This window comes from Microbacterium meiriae, from assembly GCF_040685015.1.
Classification (GTDB): domain Bacteria; phylum Actinomycetota; class Actinomycetes; order Actinomycetales; family Microbacteriaceae; genus Microbacterium; species Microbacterium meiriae.
Genome location: NZ_JBFBHD010000002.1, coordinates 1,642,987 through 1,658,004, shown reverse-complemented (window position 1 = coordinate 1,658,004; position 15,018 = coordinate 1,642,987). Strand labels below are relative to the sequence as shown.

General features: G+C 69.6%; 14 protein-coding genes. 6 read left to right on the top strand and 8 right to left on the bottom strand.

What is annotated here, in order from left to right:
- Nucleotides 1-2: 2 nt before the first annotated feature.
- From AB0N68_RS16430 to AB0N68_RS16420, 3 genes are all read left to right on the top strand, one after another.
- Complete coding sequence (locus AB0N68_RS16430; protein WP_292794551.1) at nt 3-599, top strand: TetR/AcrR family transcriptional regulator; 597 nt, start codon at nt 3-5, stop codon at nt 597-599.
- 147 nt (nt 600-746) lie between these two features.
- The gene (locus AB0N68_RS16425) at nt 747-1,529 is read left to right on the top strand and encodes an ABC transporter ATP-binding protein (protein WP_370428398.1); all 783 of its coding nucleotides are present in this window, start codon (nt 747-749) and stop codon (nt 1,527-1,529) included.
- Nucleotides 1,526-2,260, top strand: coding sequence for an ABC transporter permease (locus AB0N68_RS16420; protein WP_292794557.1), 735 nt, complete (start codon nt 1,526-1,528; stop codon nt 2,258-2,260). The genes AB0N68_RS16425 and AB0N68_RS16420 overlap by 4 nt, the downstream gene beginning before the upstream one ends.
- A gap of 19 nt (nt 2,261-2,279) precedes the next feature.
- Here AB0N68_RS16420 and hrpB read toward each other — a convergent pair whose 3' ends face one another.
- The 7 genes from hrpB to AB0N68_RS16385 form a co-directional block, all read right to left on the bottom strand.
- Nucleotides 2,280-4,835, bottom strand: a complete 2,556-nt coding sequence (hrpB, locus tag AB0N68_RS16415) for an ATP-dependent helicase HrpB (RefSeq protein ID WP_363333108.1) — start codon at nt 4,833-4,835, stop codon at nt 2,280-2,282.
- A gap of 198 nt (nt 4,836-5,033) precedes the next feature.
- Nucleotides 5,034-6,635: an SPFH domain-containing protein gene (locus AB0N68_RS16410; protein WP_292794563.1), complete on the bottom strand. Its 1,602-nt coding sequence runs from the start codon at nt 6,633-6,635 to the stop codon at nt 5,034-5,036.
- A 171-nt stretch (nt 6,636-6,806) separates the two neighbouring features.
- Nucleotides 6,807-7,235: a MarR family winged helix-turn-helix transcriptional regulator gene (locus AB0N68_RS16405; RefSeq protein ID WP_280570147.1), complete on the bottom strand. Its 429-nt coding sequence runs from the start codon at nt 7,233-7,235 to the stop codon at nt 6,807-6,809.
- 207 nt (nt 7,236-7,442) lie between these two features.
- A complete protein-coding gene (locus AB0N68_RS16400) occupies nt 7,443-8,243 on the bottom strand; it encodes an ABC transporter permease subunit (protein ID WP_280567495.1) in 801 nt (266 codons plus the stop codon).
- Nucleotides 8,236-9,174, bottom strand: a complete 939-nt coding sequence (locus AB0N68_RS16395) for an ABC transporter ATP-binding protein (RefSeq protein ID WP_280567499.1) — start codon at nt 9,172-9,174, stop codon at nt 8,236-8,238. The genes AB0N68_RS16400 and AB0N68_RS16395 overlap by 8 nt, the downstream gene beginning before the upstream one ends.
- Nucleotides 9,175-9,222: 48 nt before the next feature.
- Nucleotides 9,223-9,912, bottom strand: a complete 690-nt coding sequence (locus tag AB0N68_RS16390) for a TetR/AcrR family transcriptional regulator (protein ID WP_280567502.1) — start codon at nt 9,910-9,912, stop codon at nt 9,223-9,225.
- A gap of 101 nt (nt 9,913-10,013) precedes the next feature.
- Nucleotides 10,014-11,480, bottom strand: a complete 1,467-nt coding sequence (locus AB0N68_RS16385) for an alanine/glycine:cation symporter family protein (RefSeq protein ID WP_259953493.1) — start codon at nt 11,478-11,480, stop codon at nt 10,014-10,016.
- 202 nt (nt 11,481-11,682) lie between these two features.
- Here AB0N68_RS16385 and AB0N68_RS16380 point away from each other — a divergent pair, with 202 nt between their 5' ends.
- On the top strand, nt 11,683-12,729 hold the full coding sequence (locus AB0N68_RS16380) for an NAD(P)-dependent alcohol dehydrogenase (RefSeq protein ID WP_259953491.1): 1,047 nt from the start codon (nt 11,683-11,685) through the stop codon (nt 12,727-12,729).
- Nucleotides 12,730-12,790: 61 nt separating this feature from the next.
- Here AB0N68_RS16380 and AB0N68_RS16375 read toward each other — a convergent pair whose 3' ends face one another.
- Nucleotides 12,791-13,384, bottom strand: a complete 594-nt coding sequence (locus AB0N68_RS16375) for a TetR/AcrR family transcriptional regulator (RefSeq protein WP_259953485.1) — start codon at nt 13,382-13,384, stop codon at nt 12,791-12,793.
- A gap of 99 nt (nt 13,385-13,483) precedes the next feature.
- Here AB0N68_RS16375 and AB0N68_RS16370 point away from each other — a divergent pair, with 99 nt between their 5' ends.
- Both AB0N68_RS16370 and AB0N68_RS16365 read left to right on the top strand, forming a co-directional pair.
- The gene (locus AB0N68_RS16370) at nt 13,484-13,873 is read left to right on the top strand and encodes a DUF1304 domain-containing protein (RefSeq protein WP_187663270.1); all 390 of its coding nucleotides are present in this window, start codon (nt 13,484-13,486) and stop codon (nt 13,871-13,873) included.
- 40 nt (nt 13,874-13,913) lie between these two features.
- A complete protein-coding gene (locus AB0N68_RS16365; RefSeq protein WP_259953484.1) occupies nt 13,914-14,936 on the top strand; it encodes an NADP-dependent oxidoreductase in 1,023 nt (340 codons plus the stop codon).
- The last annotated feature ends 82 nt before the right edge of the window (nt 14,937-15,018 follow it).

The window sequence follows — 15,018 nt, the reverse complement described above, 5'->3', positions numbered from 1 at the left end:
GCATGACCGAGCAGAGGGCGCCGAGACGACGCGGGCGCCCGCGCGGCGGCACCGACTCCCGCGAGCGCATCGTGTCCGCGGCCGTCGACGAGTTCGGCGCGCAGGGGTACGACGGCGCCACGGTGCGGTCGATCGCCGCCCGCGCCGGCGTCGACTCCGCGCTCGTCCACCACTACTTCGGCACCAAGGCCGACCTGTTCGCAGAGGCCGCCGGGATCCCGTTGCGCCCCGACCTCGACGTCCCGGAGATCCTCGCGGGGCCGAAGGACGAAGCGGGGGCCCGGCTCGTCCGCTATGTGCTCGACGCGTTCGAGAAGCCCGACGTGCGCCGCCGCGGGATGCTGCTCCTGCGCACGGCGATCGGGAGCAGGCTGACGACCCCCCTGCTCGCCGGCTTCCTCTCCCGCGAACTGCTCTCCCGCGTGGCACGACGCCTCGACGTGGAGGACGCTGACCTCCGCGCCGCCCTCGTCGCCTCGCAGATCGCCGGCATGCTCATCGGTCGCTACGTGCTGCAGCTCCCCGCGCTCGCCGGAGCCTCCGTCGACGAGCTCGTCCGCCGCGTCGGCCCCACCGTCCAGCGCTACCTCTTCGACTGACGCCCGCGTCCCCGGGCACGGCTGCGGAGATCTCGGCCGCCGCGCCGGACGGCACGGGCCGGCGACGGCGTGTCGATCCGGCGCTCCGCAGCTGTGCCCACCGAGCCGTTGACGCCCGACGAGGCGAGGCGCATAATTCATCGCATGATGAATAACGCGGCGGTCGAGATCACGCAGCTCCGCGTGCGGCGTGGGGCCGTATCCGTGTTCGACGGCATCGACCTCGCCGTCCCGCGCGGGCAGATCACGGGTCTCCTCGGCCCCTCGGGGTGCGGCAAGACCACGCTCATGCGGTCGATCGTCGGTGTGCAGCGGATCGCCTCCGGCGACGTGACCGTTCTGGGTGAGCCGGGCGGTTCGCGTCGGCTCCGGCACCGCGTGGCCTACGGTACGCAGGGCGCCTCGGTCTACGGCGACCTCAGCGTGCGGCAGAACCTCTCGTACTTCGCGTCGCTCCTGAAGGCGCCGAAGGGTGATGTCGACCGGGTCATCCAGGAGGTCGGCCTCGGCGCACAGGCCACGCAGCTCGTCGATGCGCTGAGCGGCGGCCAGGGGACGCGGGTGTCGCTCGCGGTGGCTCTGATCGGCTCGCCGGAACTGATCGTGCTGGACGAGCCGACCGTCGGACTCGACCCCGTGTTGCGGGCGGAGCTCTGGACCCTGTTCCGCCGGCTGGCCGACCGGGGCGTCACGCTCATCGTGTCCAGTCACGTGATGGACGAGGCGGTGCGCTGCGACCGGCTGCTGCTGATGCGGGAGGGGAGGATCATCGCCGACACCACGCCGTCGTCCCTGCTCGCCGACACCGGCACGACCGACGCCGAGGCCGCGTTCCTGGCGCTGATCGAACGTGACAGGGCCGCCGGCGCCGCGACCACCCGGCGGGCGCGGCGAGAAGCGCACGAGCGCCAGGAGGAGGACGCGACATGAACGGCCGCCGGCTGTTCGCGACCGCCGGCCGTGTGCTCACGCAGCTCCGACACGACCCGCGGTCCATCGCCCTGATGCTCATCGCCCCGAGCCTGCTCGTCGGTCTCTTCGCCTGGCTGTTCAGCGAGCAGGACGGTGTGTTCGATCAGTTCGGGGGTGCCATCCTGGCGCTGTTCCCGTTCATCGTGATGTTCCTCATCACGTCGATCACCACCTTGCGCGAACGCCGTTCCGGCACGCTCGAACGGCTGATGACCACGCCGCTCGAGAAGGCCGACTTCATCCTCGGGTACGCGCTCGCCTTCGGGCTGATGGCCGTGCTGCAGGCGGTGATCACGGTGTCGTTCGCGGTCGGGGTGTGCGGGCTCGACGTCGACGGACCGCTGTGGCAGCTGGGCCTCGTCGCGGTGGTCGACGCACTGCTCGGCACAGCCCTCGGCCTGCTGGCGAGCGCGTTCGCCCAGACCGAGTTCCAGGCCGTGCAGTTCATGCCGTTGCTGGTGTTCCCGCAGATCATCCTCGGCGGGTTGTTCATGCCGCGCGACCAGATGCCCGACGTGCTGTACGCCATCTCCGACTGGCTGCCGCTCAGCTACGCGATCGACACGATCAACGCCGTCACGGCGGGGGACGAAGAGTGGGACGTGTTCGGTCCGCTGCTCATCGTCGTGGCCTTCGCGGTCGGCGCTCTGGTGCTCGCCGCCCTCACACTGCGGCGGCGTACACGCTGAGCCGGAGTCCTGGCCTGGGTCAGCGCGCGGCGCGGTTCTTGGTGTGCTTCGTCGGCACGGCGGCCCAGGGGTCCTCGGGCCAGGGGTGCCGGGGGTAGCGGCCGCGCATCTCGGCGCGCACCTGGGCATAGGGGCCGGACCAGAACGAGGCGAGGTCGTCGGTGACGGCGAGCGGGCGGCCTGCGGGCGACAGCAGATGGAAGAGGACGGGAACACGACCGTCGACCAGCCGGGGAGTCGCCGCCCACCCGAAGCACTCCTGCAGCTTCACCGCGACGACGGGGCGTGCGGTCGGATCCCCGTCGGGTTCCGGGTAGGTGATGCGGACGCGGGAGCCGCTGGGGACCTCGAGCCGCTCCGGTACGAGGGCCTCGAGGTGCACGGCCTCGGGCCAGGGCAGCAGACGGCGCAGCGCCGAGGACAGATCCAGCCGACTCGCGGGGGTGCCGGATGCGAGAGCCTCGAGCTCCGGCGCCATCCAGGCATCGAGGGCGTCGATCAACCCCGCGTCCGACACATCGGGCCATGGCTCTCCGAGCTCACGTCGGAGCAGCGCGAGTCTGCGGCGGAGGGCCTCCGCCCCGTCGGACCAGGTGAACATACCGAGGCGCCCGCGTCGGACCGCCCGGGCCACGGCATCCCGCCCTGTCGATGCCGCCGCTCGCACCGGCACCGAGGAACGCAGGATCGCACCGATCCGGCGCTCGCGGCGGGCCTGCACACGACCTCCGACGAACTCGGCCTCCACGCGGTCGCTCATCAGGGGGCCCGCCGCGCGCTCCGCCTGCTCCTCGGTGAGGGTCGCCGCCGTGCGGATGACCGCACCGGAACCGGCGGCCGCCCGGGACGAAGCGCGGGCGACATCGGCCACGGCGAGCCATTCCGAGGACGCGAGGGAACCGCTCACTCCGGCCCGCGTGCCGGAGGCCAGCAGGAACGTGGCTCCCGATCCCGTGTGCTCGACGCGGTGGGCGACACGTTCGGGGAAGGCCAGCGCGATCACGAGACCGACGCCGTCGAGACCCGCGCGGGTGTCCGGCGTCGGATCGGCGAGGCGTTCCAGACGACGCGCGTCCTCGCGCCAGCGACGGGCCTCCGCAGTCCCGCCGCCCCGCAACGCGACAAGAGCGTGGGCGACGTCGGCATCCGGGACGCGCTGATCACCGCCCAGAAGCGCGACGACCTCGGCGGCGAGCCGGCTCCCCACCACGGGGCTGCCGTCCCGCAGCGCCCTGGCCAGCCGGGGGTCGGTCGGGATGCGGGCCAGCACGCGGCCCTCGGCCGTGGCGCGCCCGTCGTCGTCGATCGCTCCGAGACCGCGAAGCACCGCGACGGCGTCGGCGAGACTGTCGGCTCGCAGCGGTTCGATCAACCGCAGGCCTGCTCCGCCCGGGGCACCCCAGCACGCGAGGAGGAGGGCGGCGCCGGTGAGGTCGGCCGTCGCGATCTCCGGGGACGGACGCGCGGGAGCCGCCGCGTAGGCGCGCTCGTCCACACACCGGACGACGATGCCGGGGCCCTGACGCGTCGCGCGTCCGGCACGCTGCACGCACGAGGAACGGGAGGCGGCGGTGGTGACCAGACCCGTCATGCCGCGGGCGGCGTCGCGCTGCGGCTGCCGGAACAGACAGCTGTCCACGACCATCCGCACACCCGGCACCGTGATCGACGACTCGGCGAGCGAGGTGGCGACGATGATGCGGGGCACGCCCCCCGGTGCACGACCGCGGATCACGGCATCCTGTTCCGCCGGCGGGGTCTGGCCGTGCAGCTCCCGCACGTCGAAGGCGCCGTTCAGAGTGCGGACGCGTCGGGCGATCTCCGACACCTCGCGAGCGCCCGGGGCGAACACGAGCACGTCGGCTTCGGGGTCTTCGCGGACCAGCTCGGTGGCGGCGGAGGCGGAGACACTCGCGATGTGGTCGAGGAAGCCGCGGGTGACTCCCCGTTCGTCGAGGCGGGGCGTGGGACTCGGAGCCCAGCGCTCGGTGAGGGGGAAGGCTGCGACGTCATGGTCGACGATCGGCGCGGGGGACTCGGCGGTGCCGATGACGGCGGCGAGCCGGGCAGCGTCGAGGGTGGCGGACATCGCGACGACGACGAGGTCATCCCGCAGCTCCCGCACCTCCGAGAGCAGGCCGACGAGGAGGTCGGTCTCGAGGGCACGCTCGTGCACCTCATCGATGATGACCGCACTCACGCCGTCGAGTCCCGGGTCGTCCAGCAACCGTCGCAGGAGCACGCCGGCGGTGACGAACTCGACCCTCGTATCCGGCCCGGCTGTGCGCTCGCCGCGGACGGTGAAGCCCACCCGGGATCCGAGCGGGGAGCCATCGAGGTGTGCGAGTCGGCGGGCGGCGGCACGCGCGGCGACCCGGCGGGGTTGGGTGACGATCACGCGGTCGGTGGTTCGTGAGGCGACGAGCGGCGGTACGAGGGTGGTCTTGCCCGTGCCCGGCGGCGCGGTCACCACCACGGAGCCGCTCGTGTCGAGGGCAGCGGAGAGCTCCTCGAGGGCGCCCGCGAACGACAGGCCTGCACCGATGGCGGCGAGGTCGAAGGCAGCGCGGGTCACCCGTCCAGTCTGCCCGGTTGATCGACGCCCGGAGCCGTTCGCAACTCAGGAGATCCGGGGGGATTCGGAGCAGCGGGACGGATCGCCGCGTCCGTGCCTGCCGATCTCCTGAGTTGTGAACCGGCGGAAGCGGTGCTCCGACGACAGACAGCGGATGCCGCGACCGAGTCGGTCGCGGCATCCGCTGTCCTGTGCTGCTTACTCCGCGTCGCGAGCCGGAGGAGCGGGGGGCGGCGGGGTGGTCGGTGCGGGCGTGCGCGGCGCCGGGGTCGGTGCGGACGCTTCGGCGACTCCGGCTCCGAAGCCGCGACCGACGGCCTGCCCCTGGATGATTCCGGCCAGGTCGAGGCCTGTGGCGGAGTGCACGCTGTCGAACACCGAGCGCATGGCCTTCGCGCTGTCGGCGCCGACGACGTTCGACGCGCCGTCCTCGGCGGATCCGCCGACGATCGAGACGCTGCCGATGGCGGCGTAGCCCTTCGCGAACTCCGACATGATCGACGGCAGCACTTCCAGCACGCGCTGCGAGAGGAAGGCATCCTGGTTGGAGGCGATGGCCTTGGCCTCGGCCTCGACAGCGGCTGCACGGGCCTCACCCTCGGCGCGGATCGCCTCGGCCTCGGCGTTGGCGCGGAGGCGACGGGCCTCGGCTTCGGCCTCCGCCTGGGCGCGCAGAGCATCCGCGTCACCGGTCGCCTTCGCGATCGCGGCGGCAGCCTCACCGTCGGCGCGCGCCTTGTCGGCCTGCGCCTGCTGCTCGGCGATGCGGGTGCGCGCCTCGGCCTGCTTGACCTGCTCGATCGCCGCCGCCTCGGCCGCCCGCTCACGCGTGTAGAGCTCGGCCTGCGCGCGGGTCTCCGCCTCGTACCGCTGGGCGTCCGCGACGCGCTTGACGTCGGCGTCGAGCTGCGCCTGCTTGTTCTCGGCCTGTTGCTGCAGCACGGCCTGCTCGGCCTGGGCGCGGGCGAGCTGCTCGGCCTGCTCCGCCTCGGCGCGGGCCCGGCCGATGCCGGCGTTGGCGTTGGCGGTGTTGGTGTCGAGAGCGGTCTGCTCGACGAGGTTCGCCTCCTGGTTGGCGATGTTCTTCTGGTTGATCGCGCGGTCGGCGTTGGTCTGCGAGATCTCCGCGGCCTGGCGCTTGGCCTGGATCTCCGGCGCACCGAGGGACTGGATGTAGCCGACCTTGTCGGTGATGCCCTTGATCTGGAAGGAGTCGAGGATGAGGCCCTGTTCGGCGAGCTCCTGGGAGACGTCGGCGGCGATCTGGTCGGAGAACTTCTTGCGCTCCCGCATGAGCTCCACGACGGAGAGCGTCGCGACGATGCCGCGCAGGGCGCCCTCCAGCTGCTCGGTGGTGAACTGCTCGATGGCCTTGTCCTGGGAGGCGAAGCGCTCGGCGGCCCGGCGCACCAGCAGCGGGTCGGAGCCGATCTTGACGATGGCGACGCCGTCGACGTTGAGCGTCACGTTGTCGAGCGACTGGGCCTCGGCGTTGAGCGACACCTGCCGTGAGCGGAGGGAGATGATCTCGTGGCGCTGGGTGATCGGGTTGACGAGCGACTTCCCGTTCACGATGACCGTGACGGGCGATTCCGACATCTCCGAGCTGCTCGTGCCGTCGGCGCCGATCACGGCACGCTGCACCTTCTGCTTGCGTCCGGAGATGACGAGCGCTTCGTCGGCGCGAGCCACCTTGATCCAGCTGCGGGCGAACAGCAGCAGGATCAGCAGGACGACGATCGCGGCGACGACCGCGATCCCGATGACGATGAGGATGCCGACGATTCCGGCGATCTCCATGGATGACCTCCCTGGTTCCCCCCGAGGGGGCGGTCCGATATGCCCACGGTCGATGTGGGCGTGCGCAACCCACCCTGCCAGAAAAGAGACGCCCGCCACCGCGTCGGGCGCCATCATGCCGGTATCGGTGGGCGTTCCTCCCGCCGCCCTGCCTGTGGAGGAGGGGAGCGGTCAGCGGGTGCGGAGTTTCTCCGCGAGGTCGCGCAGCAGGCGCAGCTCCTCGTCGTCGAGGCGTGACATCCGGTCGGCGATCGACCGGCCGTGCACGGTCGCGAGCGCTCGGAAGGCCCGGGCGCCCTCGTCCGTCGCGCGGATCAGGGCGCCGCGGCCGTCGTCCGGGTCGGCGCACTTCGCGACCAGTCCCCGCGTCACCATCCGGTCGACGAGGCGGGAGACGCTCGGCTGGCTGATGAGCATGTTGGCGGTGATGTCGCGCAGGCGCGAGGTCATCTCCGGCGAGCGCGTGACGGTGAGCAGCACGTCGTACTCGGCCTGCGTGATGTCGCTGGTGTCGAAGTCGGCTGCCATCTCGGTGAACAGTTCGTGCTGCGCGCGGAACAGGCTTTCCCAGGCCTCCAGCGCGAGCTTCCGATCGGTCATCCTCACAGAGTACCGGGCGCAGTAAAGGGCCGGTCGGAGAGGCTCCCGACCGGCCCTTGTCCCTTGCACCAAGAGTGTCCTGCAATCACATGCGGTGGATGCCACAGCAAACATTCACCGTGCGATCACTGTATAACGGCGAGGTAACGAATGCAACGGTTTGATCACAAATGGCAGACCCCCCGCGACGATGGTCCGCGCATCGCCTCAGCCGATCACATCGCGGCGTCGCAGCGCCCAGGCGCTTGCGGCGACGAATGCGACGTTCACCGCCCAGAGCGCCACGGCGCCGCGGGGATCGAACCCCTGAGCGAGCGGAGCCTGGTGGAACGCCCAGGAGTACGGTGAGATCGCCCGGAGCCACTCGGCGTTCTCCACCTGGTTCGCGATCGCGTTGAAGGCGTACCCGGCGACGGCGATTCCCGCGCCCCCTGCGACAGCCCAGGAAGTGCGACCGAAGAGAGCGCCCAGCAGGAGCGCGGCACTCCCCGAGAGCATCGTGAGGCCGACGAAGACGACGGTGGTGTCGATGATGCGGATCGGATCGATGTCGAGCTGTGCCGAGTCGTTGAGCAGGGCGACGACAGCGCCCGCGAACACGCCCAGCCACGCGAGCCGGGCGAGGATGGCGAAGGCGGACGCGATCGCGTATCCGACCCGTCCCACACCGTGAGCCAGGTCGAGTTCGAGGCGCCCTGACGCCTCCGCGCCGGCGATGGCGCCCGCTCCCCAGGACGTGCCTGCGATGGTCAGGAGGAGGAAGCCGATGAGGCCGTAGAAGGTGCCCTGGGCGTAGCCCGCCCCGGTGCCGATCTGGTCGTAGCCGAGTGCTCCCACGAGCTCCGGGGGCAGGCTGTCGATGATCTGCTGCATCTGCCCGTTGCCGCCGATGCTCGGGAACAGGGGCAGGTACAGGAGCAGCACTGCCGCGACGCCGATGGTCCAGCCCACCGTTCCGCGCCAGGTTTCGCGGAGAGCGCGCCGGAAGATGGGAAGCGCGTCACGCATCGCCCTCACCCGCCTCGAGACGCGAGGAGTCACCGTAGAGCCGCAGGACCGATTCCTCCAGGTCTGGTTCCTCGATCGCGAGGTCGAGGACGTGGTGCTGCGCCAGCACCTTCACCAGCGGGTCGATGGCACCTTCGACGGTGGCATTCACCTGCACGATGTCCGTCTCGCCGCGGACGTCGAGCTCGGAGATCTGCGGCAGTGCACCGAGTTGCTCCCGGATCAGGGTCGCTGCCGTCGTATCGAGACCGACGCGTACGCGCCGGATCGCGCCGAGTCTGAGTGAGGCCACATCACCCTCCGCCACGACCCTTCCTCGACTGAGGACGGCGACGATGTCGGCCGTCTGCTGGATCTCACTCAGCACATGGGAGCTCAGCAGCACGGTCTGGCCGCGATCTCTGGCTTCGGTGACGAGGTGGAGGAACTCTCTCTGGACGAGCGGGTCGAGCCCGCTGGTCGGCTCGTCCAGCACGAGCAGCGGCGGTTCGTGCATGAAGGCTTGGACGATCCCGAGCTTCTGCTTGTTGCCCTTCGAGAGCGCGCGCACCGGTCGACTCAGATCGAGGTCGAGTCGGTCCGCGAGGCGGTCGATCGTGCCGGGGTTCACCGGGCCGGACACCTCGGTGTAGAAGTCGAGCATGCGGCGTCCCGTCGTGCGGTCGTCGAGTCGGAGCTCGCCGGGGATGAAGCCGATGCGTCGTCGGAGGGCCGGGCCGCCGCGACGCGGGTCTTCGCCCAGGACCCGGATAGCGCCCGACGTGGGGCGGATGATGTCGAGGATCATGCGCAGCGTGGTGGTCTTTCCTGCGCCGTTAGGGCCGATGAGCCCGAACACGGTGCCGGGATCGACGCGGAGATCGATGGAGTCGACCGCTGTGTGCCGACCGTACTGTTTGCGAAGGTGAGTGAGTTCGATGGCAGGGGTCATGGCCCTGCTCCTTTCGGAGGGTAAGGGGGACCAGGTTCGGAGATCTCGTCAGCGGGGAGGATCCGGGTCCTGATTCGGGTCGTTCTCCCCCTTGTCCGAGGAGGGCCCGCTGCTTCTGGCGAGCGCTTCCTTCGCGGCGACGAGCAGATGGTCGTCGGCGTAGAGCCCGTGCGTGTAGAGCTCCAGCACGGGAACGGTCGACCGTTCCAGCAGCGATGTCGTCAGCGTGCTCTCTCCGAAGGCGCGCGCGAGGTGCCGCCGCAGGATGACGGGACCGAGGCCGTAGAGGGTCATATACACGGCAGTGGCTTCCAGGTCGGACTGCTCGCGCATCGTGCCCGCGGCGATCTGTTCGCGCAGCATGTCTCTGGTGCTGGCGAGGAACATGTCGAAGAGATGGTCGGACGCGGCGGAGTCGTCGAGAAGCATCCGGGCGAGGTAGTCCAGTGCGATATTGCGACCCTCTAACGAGTCCAATGCCTCCCGCATCAGGCGCGCGGCGTCGGCACCCGTCATGCCGTCTCGCTCGGCGAGGAAAGTGCTCACGACGTGCGCGTCGCACACGTCGCGCAGTCCTTCCTTGCTTCCGAAGTGGTGCAGGATCAGCGCCGGGCTCACGCCCGCATCCTGCGCGATCTGCCGCAGACTCGTGCCGTCGAATCCGCGCTCGCTGAACCGGACGATCGCGGCGTCGCGAATGCGCGCCCTGGTGGTGAGGTCGTCGGCTCCTGAACGCATAGTCAGCATGCTAAACGAGCGTTCAGTCCGGGACAAGGGTCAGGGTCATCTCCGTTCCGTCGGTCTCGCAGACTGAGCGTCTGAGGCGGCGATGGATGTGGTCATCGCCGACGCGACGCGGGGAGATCGATCGGTCCCGTGACCGACAACTCGTCCTCCCAGACCTCGATCCCGCTGACCTCCGGAAGACGTGCCCTCGTGAAGACCGGGTCCAGCCCTTCTCGTCGTTGCTGGGTGTAGTCCTTCAGCAGCTTGAAGGCGATTCCGGACAGCAGCGCGATCGCGACGAGGTTGACGAGGGCCATGAATCCCATCGCGCCGTCGGCGAAGTTCCACACGACATCGGCGGAGACGAGGGCCCCAGCGAACACTGCGGCGATCGCGAAGAGACGATAGCCGAGCAGGACTCCGGTGCGGGAGGTGATGAACTCCACGTTGGTCTGCCCGTAGTAGTAGTTGCCGAGGATCGAGCTGAACGCGAGCAGGAAGATGATGACGATCAGGAGGATGTTCGACCAGGTGCCCAGCGCGCTGACGACCGCGCCCTGCGTCAGCCCGATGCCGCGTTCGGCGCCGGCCAGGTCTGGAACCGAGACCAGGATGATGAACGCGGTGATCGAGCAGACGAGGAAGGTGTCGAAGTACACGCCCAGCGTCTGCACGAGACCTTGTTTGACCGGGTGCGTCACCGCCGCGCTCGCTCCTGCGTTGGGGGCCGACCCCAGTCCGGCTTCGTTGGAGAACATCCCCCTCTTGACGCCGGTGAGGATGATGTAGCCGAGCGCTGCGCCGACGACCTCGTTCGGGCCGAAGGCTTCGAGGAAGATCGTGGCGAAGACTCCGGGAAGGCGCTCGATGTGCATCGCGACGATCACCACGCCGAGAAGCAGATACAGCAGTGCCATGATCGGGACCAGCGTCTGGGTGACGGAGGCGATGCGGCGCACGCCCCCGAAGATGACGAGCCCCATGAGCAGTGCGAGTGCGCCGCCGGTGACCCACGGCAGCCAGGCAGCAGACTCTCCGCCGAGGCTGCCCGCGATCGTCGCCTGGATGGTGTTCGCCTGCAACGAGCTGAAAGCGATGGGGAAGCAGATGATGAGGATGACGGCGAAAAGCACGCCCATCCATCGCGCTCCGAGTCCGCGTTGCATGTAGTAGGCGGGGCCGCCGATGAACCCGTCCCTATCGCGCCTCTTGTACAGCTGTGCCAGCGAGGACTCGATGAACGCGGACGCTCCACCGATGAATGCCATCAGCCACATCCAGAAGACCGCGCCGGGACCGCCGATCGCGATCGCGGTTCCCACTCCCGCGATGTTGCCGACGCCCACTCGTGAAGCGGCGGAGATGGTGAATGCCTGAAAGGAGGAGACCGATTGAGGCTCGCCGGTCTCCGTGCGGGGCGTTCGATCCTTCAGAGTGCGGAACATCTCCGGAATCAAACGGAACTGCACGACGCCCGAGCGAATCGTGAAGTAGAGCCCGAGGAGGACGACGATCGGAAGGACGATCCATGTCCACAGGTTGTCGCCCCAGGTCAGCAGCCACTCGTTAACAGCATCCATCCGCACAGTATGGCGACGTCGACGCCGGCTCACCAGGCTGAGAAAAATCCAGGAGCTGAGAAGCTGCCGGGGCCGCCGGTGTCTGCCCGCCCTGCGGAAGACGAGGAAGGCCCCGATCGGGCGGATACTGGAAGGGACGGTATCGAGAGCCCCCGCCTCCGCACCGCGCGGCAGACCTCTCGACGCCAGGAAGAAGATGCTCATGAAAGCTCTCCGCTACGTCGAGATCGGCAAGCCCCCGGTGGTGGTCGACATCCCGATTCCGAAGCCCGGCCCCGGCCAGGTCCTGCTCAAGATCACCGCGGGTGGTGTCTGCCACTCCGACGACTACGTCATGGGGCTCCCCGAGAAGGACTACCACGAGCAGGGTTACCCGCTGCCGCTGACGCTCGGGCACGAAGGCGCTGGCATCGTGCACGAGATCGGCGAGGGCGTCGACTCGACGCTCAAGGTCGGGGATGCCGTGGCCGTCTACGGTCCGTGGGGCTGTGGTCGCTGCCACAACTGCTCGATGGGCAAGGAGAACTACTGCACGAACGCCGCCGCCGAGGGCATCCGTCCTCCGGGGCTGGGCAGCCAGGGCTCGATGGCCGAGTACATGATCGTCGACGACGCGCGCCACCTCGTGCCGCTCGGTGACCTCGACCCCGTGCAGAACGTCTCGCTGACCGACGCGGGTCTCACCCCGTACCACGCGATCAAGAACTCGCTTCCGAAGCTCGGCGCCGGCACGTTCGCCGTCGTGATCGGCACCGGCGGTCTCGGCCACGTCGGCATCCAGATCCTCAAGGCCATCTCGGGGGCCACGGTCATCGCCCTCGACGTGAACGACGAGAAGCTGAAGCTCGCCACCGAGGTGGGCGCCGATCACGTGCTGATCAGCGATGCATCGGCCGCCGAGAAGATCCGCGAGCTCACCGGCGGTCTCGGCGCGAACGCGGTGTTCGACTTCGTGGGCGCGAACCCGACGATCGCCCTGGCCCAGAGCGTGGCCGCGCTCGAAGCCGACATCACCATCGTGGGCATCGGCGGGGGCAGCATGACGCTCGGGTTCGGCTCGATCGCCTACGACGCCGCCGTGCGCATTCCCTACTGGGGCTCACGCGCCGAACTGATCGAGGTGCTGGACCTCGCCCGCGCCGGGAAGATCCACGTCCAGACCGAGAGCTACACGCTCGACGACGGCCCGAAGGCGTACGAGGACCTCGCGTCGAACAGCATCCGCGGACGCGCCGTCATCGTCCCCTGACGCCGGCCTCGAACGCCTGGGAGGGATCGCCCTCCCAGGCGTTCTCCGTTTCCGTGCGGCCTCAGGCGCGGCGTCGCCGGTCGGCGAGGAGTGCGAGCGCCGCATCGATCGCACTCGCCGCGGCGTCGGGGGCGACGCGGACGAGGGCGAATGCGGAGACCACCAGACCCGTAGAGGCGTCCGCCAGGGTCGCGACTTCCGTTCCCGCGAGCTCGGGGAGGGCGGCCCGGACGCCGCGGGCGAACGCCGCACGGAGCTCCGCGCGATAGGAGGCGACGACCCGGGCGACCGCGTCGTCGGTGCCGATGGGGGCGGCGGCGGTGTTGACCAGCAGGCAGCCGCTCGTCGCCGGGAGGCTGCCTGCTGTCAGCAGTGCCGTACGCAGTCCGCCGAGGTAGGTCTCCAGAGCCTCCGGCGCCACGCTCTCACCCGTCAACGGGGCGAGGCGCGGGCGGATCACCTCGTCCAGATAGCTCTCGACGGCGGCGTCGAAGAGTCCGCGCTTGGAACCGAAGGCGTGATAGATGCTGGAACGACTGAGGCCGGTCGCGCGCTCGAGCTCCGGCAAGGGAGCGCTCTCGAAGCCGCGCTCCCAGAACACGCCGCGTGCCGCGCGGACCGCTTCCGCGGTGTCGAAGGTCTGTGTGCGCCCCATTCGCCGTGCTCCTGCCCCTTTTGTGAATCGCTCGATCCAGTATATATTGGAACGACCGATACAGAATGCGCGGCCTCGCCGCGTCGAAGGGGGACTGTCATGGTCATCGCCGGACTCGTGCTCGCAGGCATCGCAGCACTCGTGCACGTCTACATCTTCTGGCTCGAGTCGTTCGCCTGGACGAGCGCGCGCGCTCGCCGCACGTTCGGCACGGGCACGGCGGAGGAGGCCGCGCGACAAAAGGAGCTCGCGTTCAACCAGGGCTTCTACAACCTGTTCCTCGCGGTCGCCGTCCTCCTCGGCATCGTCCTCTTCGCCACGGGAGCGACGGCCGTCGGCGCGACTCTCGTCTTCACCGGCGCCGGATCGATGGTCGCCGCGAGCCTCGTGCTGCTGCTGTCGAGCCCCGACAAGGCGTCCGCCGCCCTGAAGCAGGGCGTCATCCCGGCGCTCGGCGTCATCGCGCTCGCCATCGGCCTCCTCGTCTGAGTCCGGCCGCAGCACCCCTAGATCCTCACGAAGGAGAGAAATGTCCCACGCCATCAGCACGCAGATCCAGCTCGCCCGCCGCCCCGAGGGGTGGCCGACCCACGACGACTTCCGCACCGTCGAGGTGGAGCTGAGCGATCCGGCGCCGGGGGAGGTGCGCGTGGCGAACGAGTTCGTCTCCGTCGACCCCTATATGCGCGGGCGGATGAACGACGTCCGCAGCTACGTCGCCCCCTACGCCCTCGACGAAGTCATCGCCGGTGGCGCCATCGGCCGGGTCGTCGCCTCTGCGGCGGACGACCTCCCCGTCGGCACCGTTGTGCTGCACCAGCACGGCTGGAGCGATGTCGTGCAGGCGGACGCGTCGACCTTCCGGGCCGTGCCCGAGGTGCCCGGCATGCCGCTGTCGCTGCGCCTGCACATCCTCGGCATGACCGGCCTCACCGCGTACGTCGGGCTCACCGCGATCGCCGGACTCGCCCCGGGCGACACCGTCTTCGTCTCCGGCGCCGCCGGTGCCGTCGGCACGGCTGTCGGTCAGATCGCCAAGCTCCTCGGCGCGGGCCGCGTGATCGGCTCGGCGGGCTCGCCCGAGAAGGTCGCCCTGCTGACCGAGAAGTACGGCTACGACGCGGCGTTCAACTACAAGGACGGCCCGGTGCGCGAGCAGCTCGCCGCCCTCGCGCCCGAGGGCGTGGACGTGTTCTTCGACAACGTCGGCGGCGACCACCTCGAAGCCGCGCTCGACGTGATGAACGACGGCGGTCGGATCGCGCTGTGCGGCGCCATCACGAGCTACAACACCACCGAGCCGGTGCCCGGCCCCGACAACATGGCGAACATCATCACGCGCGGTCTCCGTCTCCAGGGATTCACCCTCGCGAACTACCTGCACCTGTCGCCGGAGTTCAGCGAGAAGATGACCCGCTGGTTCGCAGAAGGGCGGATCGCGTACGACGAGACCATCGTCGACGGCATCGAGAACACGGTCGACGCGTTCCTCGACATGATGCGCGGAGCCAACACGGGGAAGATGCTCGTGCGGGTCGCACCCTCCGCCTGACGTCGGAGCGGGCCGCCCGCGCATTTGAGATATATTGCTTGAGACGTAGAACTTCACTCTCCATGACCCCCACTGGAGGCAG

Bases quoted from the DNA above. Each gene is read 5' to 3' on its own strand.
- AB0N68_RS16430 (WP_292794551.1), top strand. From the start codon at position 3: ATGACCGAGCAGAGGGCGCCGAGACGACGCGGGCGCCCGCGCGGCGGC.
- AB0N68_RS16425 (WP_370428398.1), top strand. From the start codon at position 747: ATGAATAACGCGGCGGTCGAGATCACGCAGCTCCGCGTGCGGCGTGGG.
- AB0N68_RS16420 (WP_292794557.1), top strand. From the start codon at position 1,526: ATGAACGGCCGCCGGCTGTTCGCGACCGCCGGCCGTGTGCTCACGCAG.
- AB0N68_RS16410 (WP_292794563.1), bottom strand. From the start codon at position 6,635: ATGGAGATCGCCGGAATCGTCGGCATCCTCATCGTCATCGGGATCGCG.
- AB0N68_RS16405 (WP_280570147.1), bottom strand. From the start codon at position 7,235: ATGACCGATCGGAAGCTCGCGCTGGAGGCCTGGGAAAGCCTGTTCCGC.
- AB0N68_RS16400 (WP_280567495.1), bottom strand. From the start codon at position 8,243: ATGCGTGACGCGCTTCCCATCTTCCGGCGCGCTCTCCGCGAAACCTGG.
- AB0N68_RS16395 (WP_280567499.1), bottom strand. From the start codon at position 9,174: ATGACCCCTGCCATCGAACTCACTCACCTTCGCAAACAGTACGGTCGG.
- AB0N68_RS16390 (WP_280567502.1), bottom strand. From the start codon at position 9,912: ATGCGTTCAGGAGCCGACGACCTCACCACCAGGGCGCGCATTCGCGAC.
- AB0N68_RS16385 (WP_259953493.1), bottom strand. From the start codon at position 11,480: ATGGATGCTGTTAACGAGTGGCTGCTGACCTGGGGCGACAACCTGTGG.
- AB0N68_RS16380 (WP_259953491.1), top strand. From the start codon at position 11,683: ATGAAAGCTCTCCGCTACGTCGAGATCGGCAAGCCCCCGGTGGTGGTC.
- AB0N68_RS16375 (WP_259953485.1), bottom strand. From the start codon at position 13,384: ATGGGGCGCACACAGACCTTCGACACCGCGGAAGCGGTCCGCGCGGCA.
- AB0N68_RS16370 (WP_187663270.1), top strand. From the start codon at position 13,484: ATGGTCATCGCCGGACTCGTGCTCGCAGGCATCGCAGCACTCGTGCAC.
- AB0N68_RS16365 (WP_259953484.1), top strand. From the start codon at position 13,914: ATGTCCCACGCCATCAGCACGCAGATCCAGCTCGCCCGCCGCCCCGAG.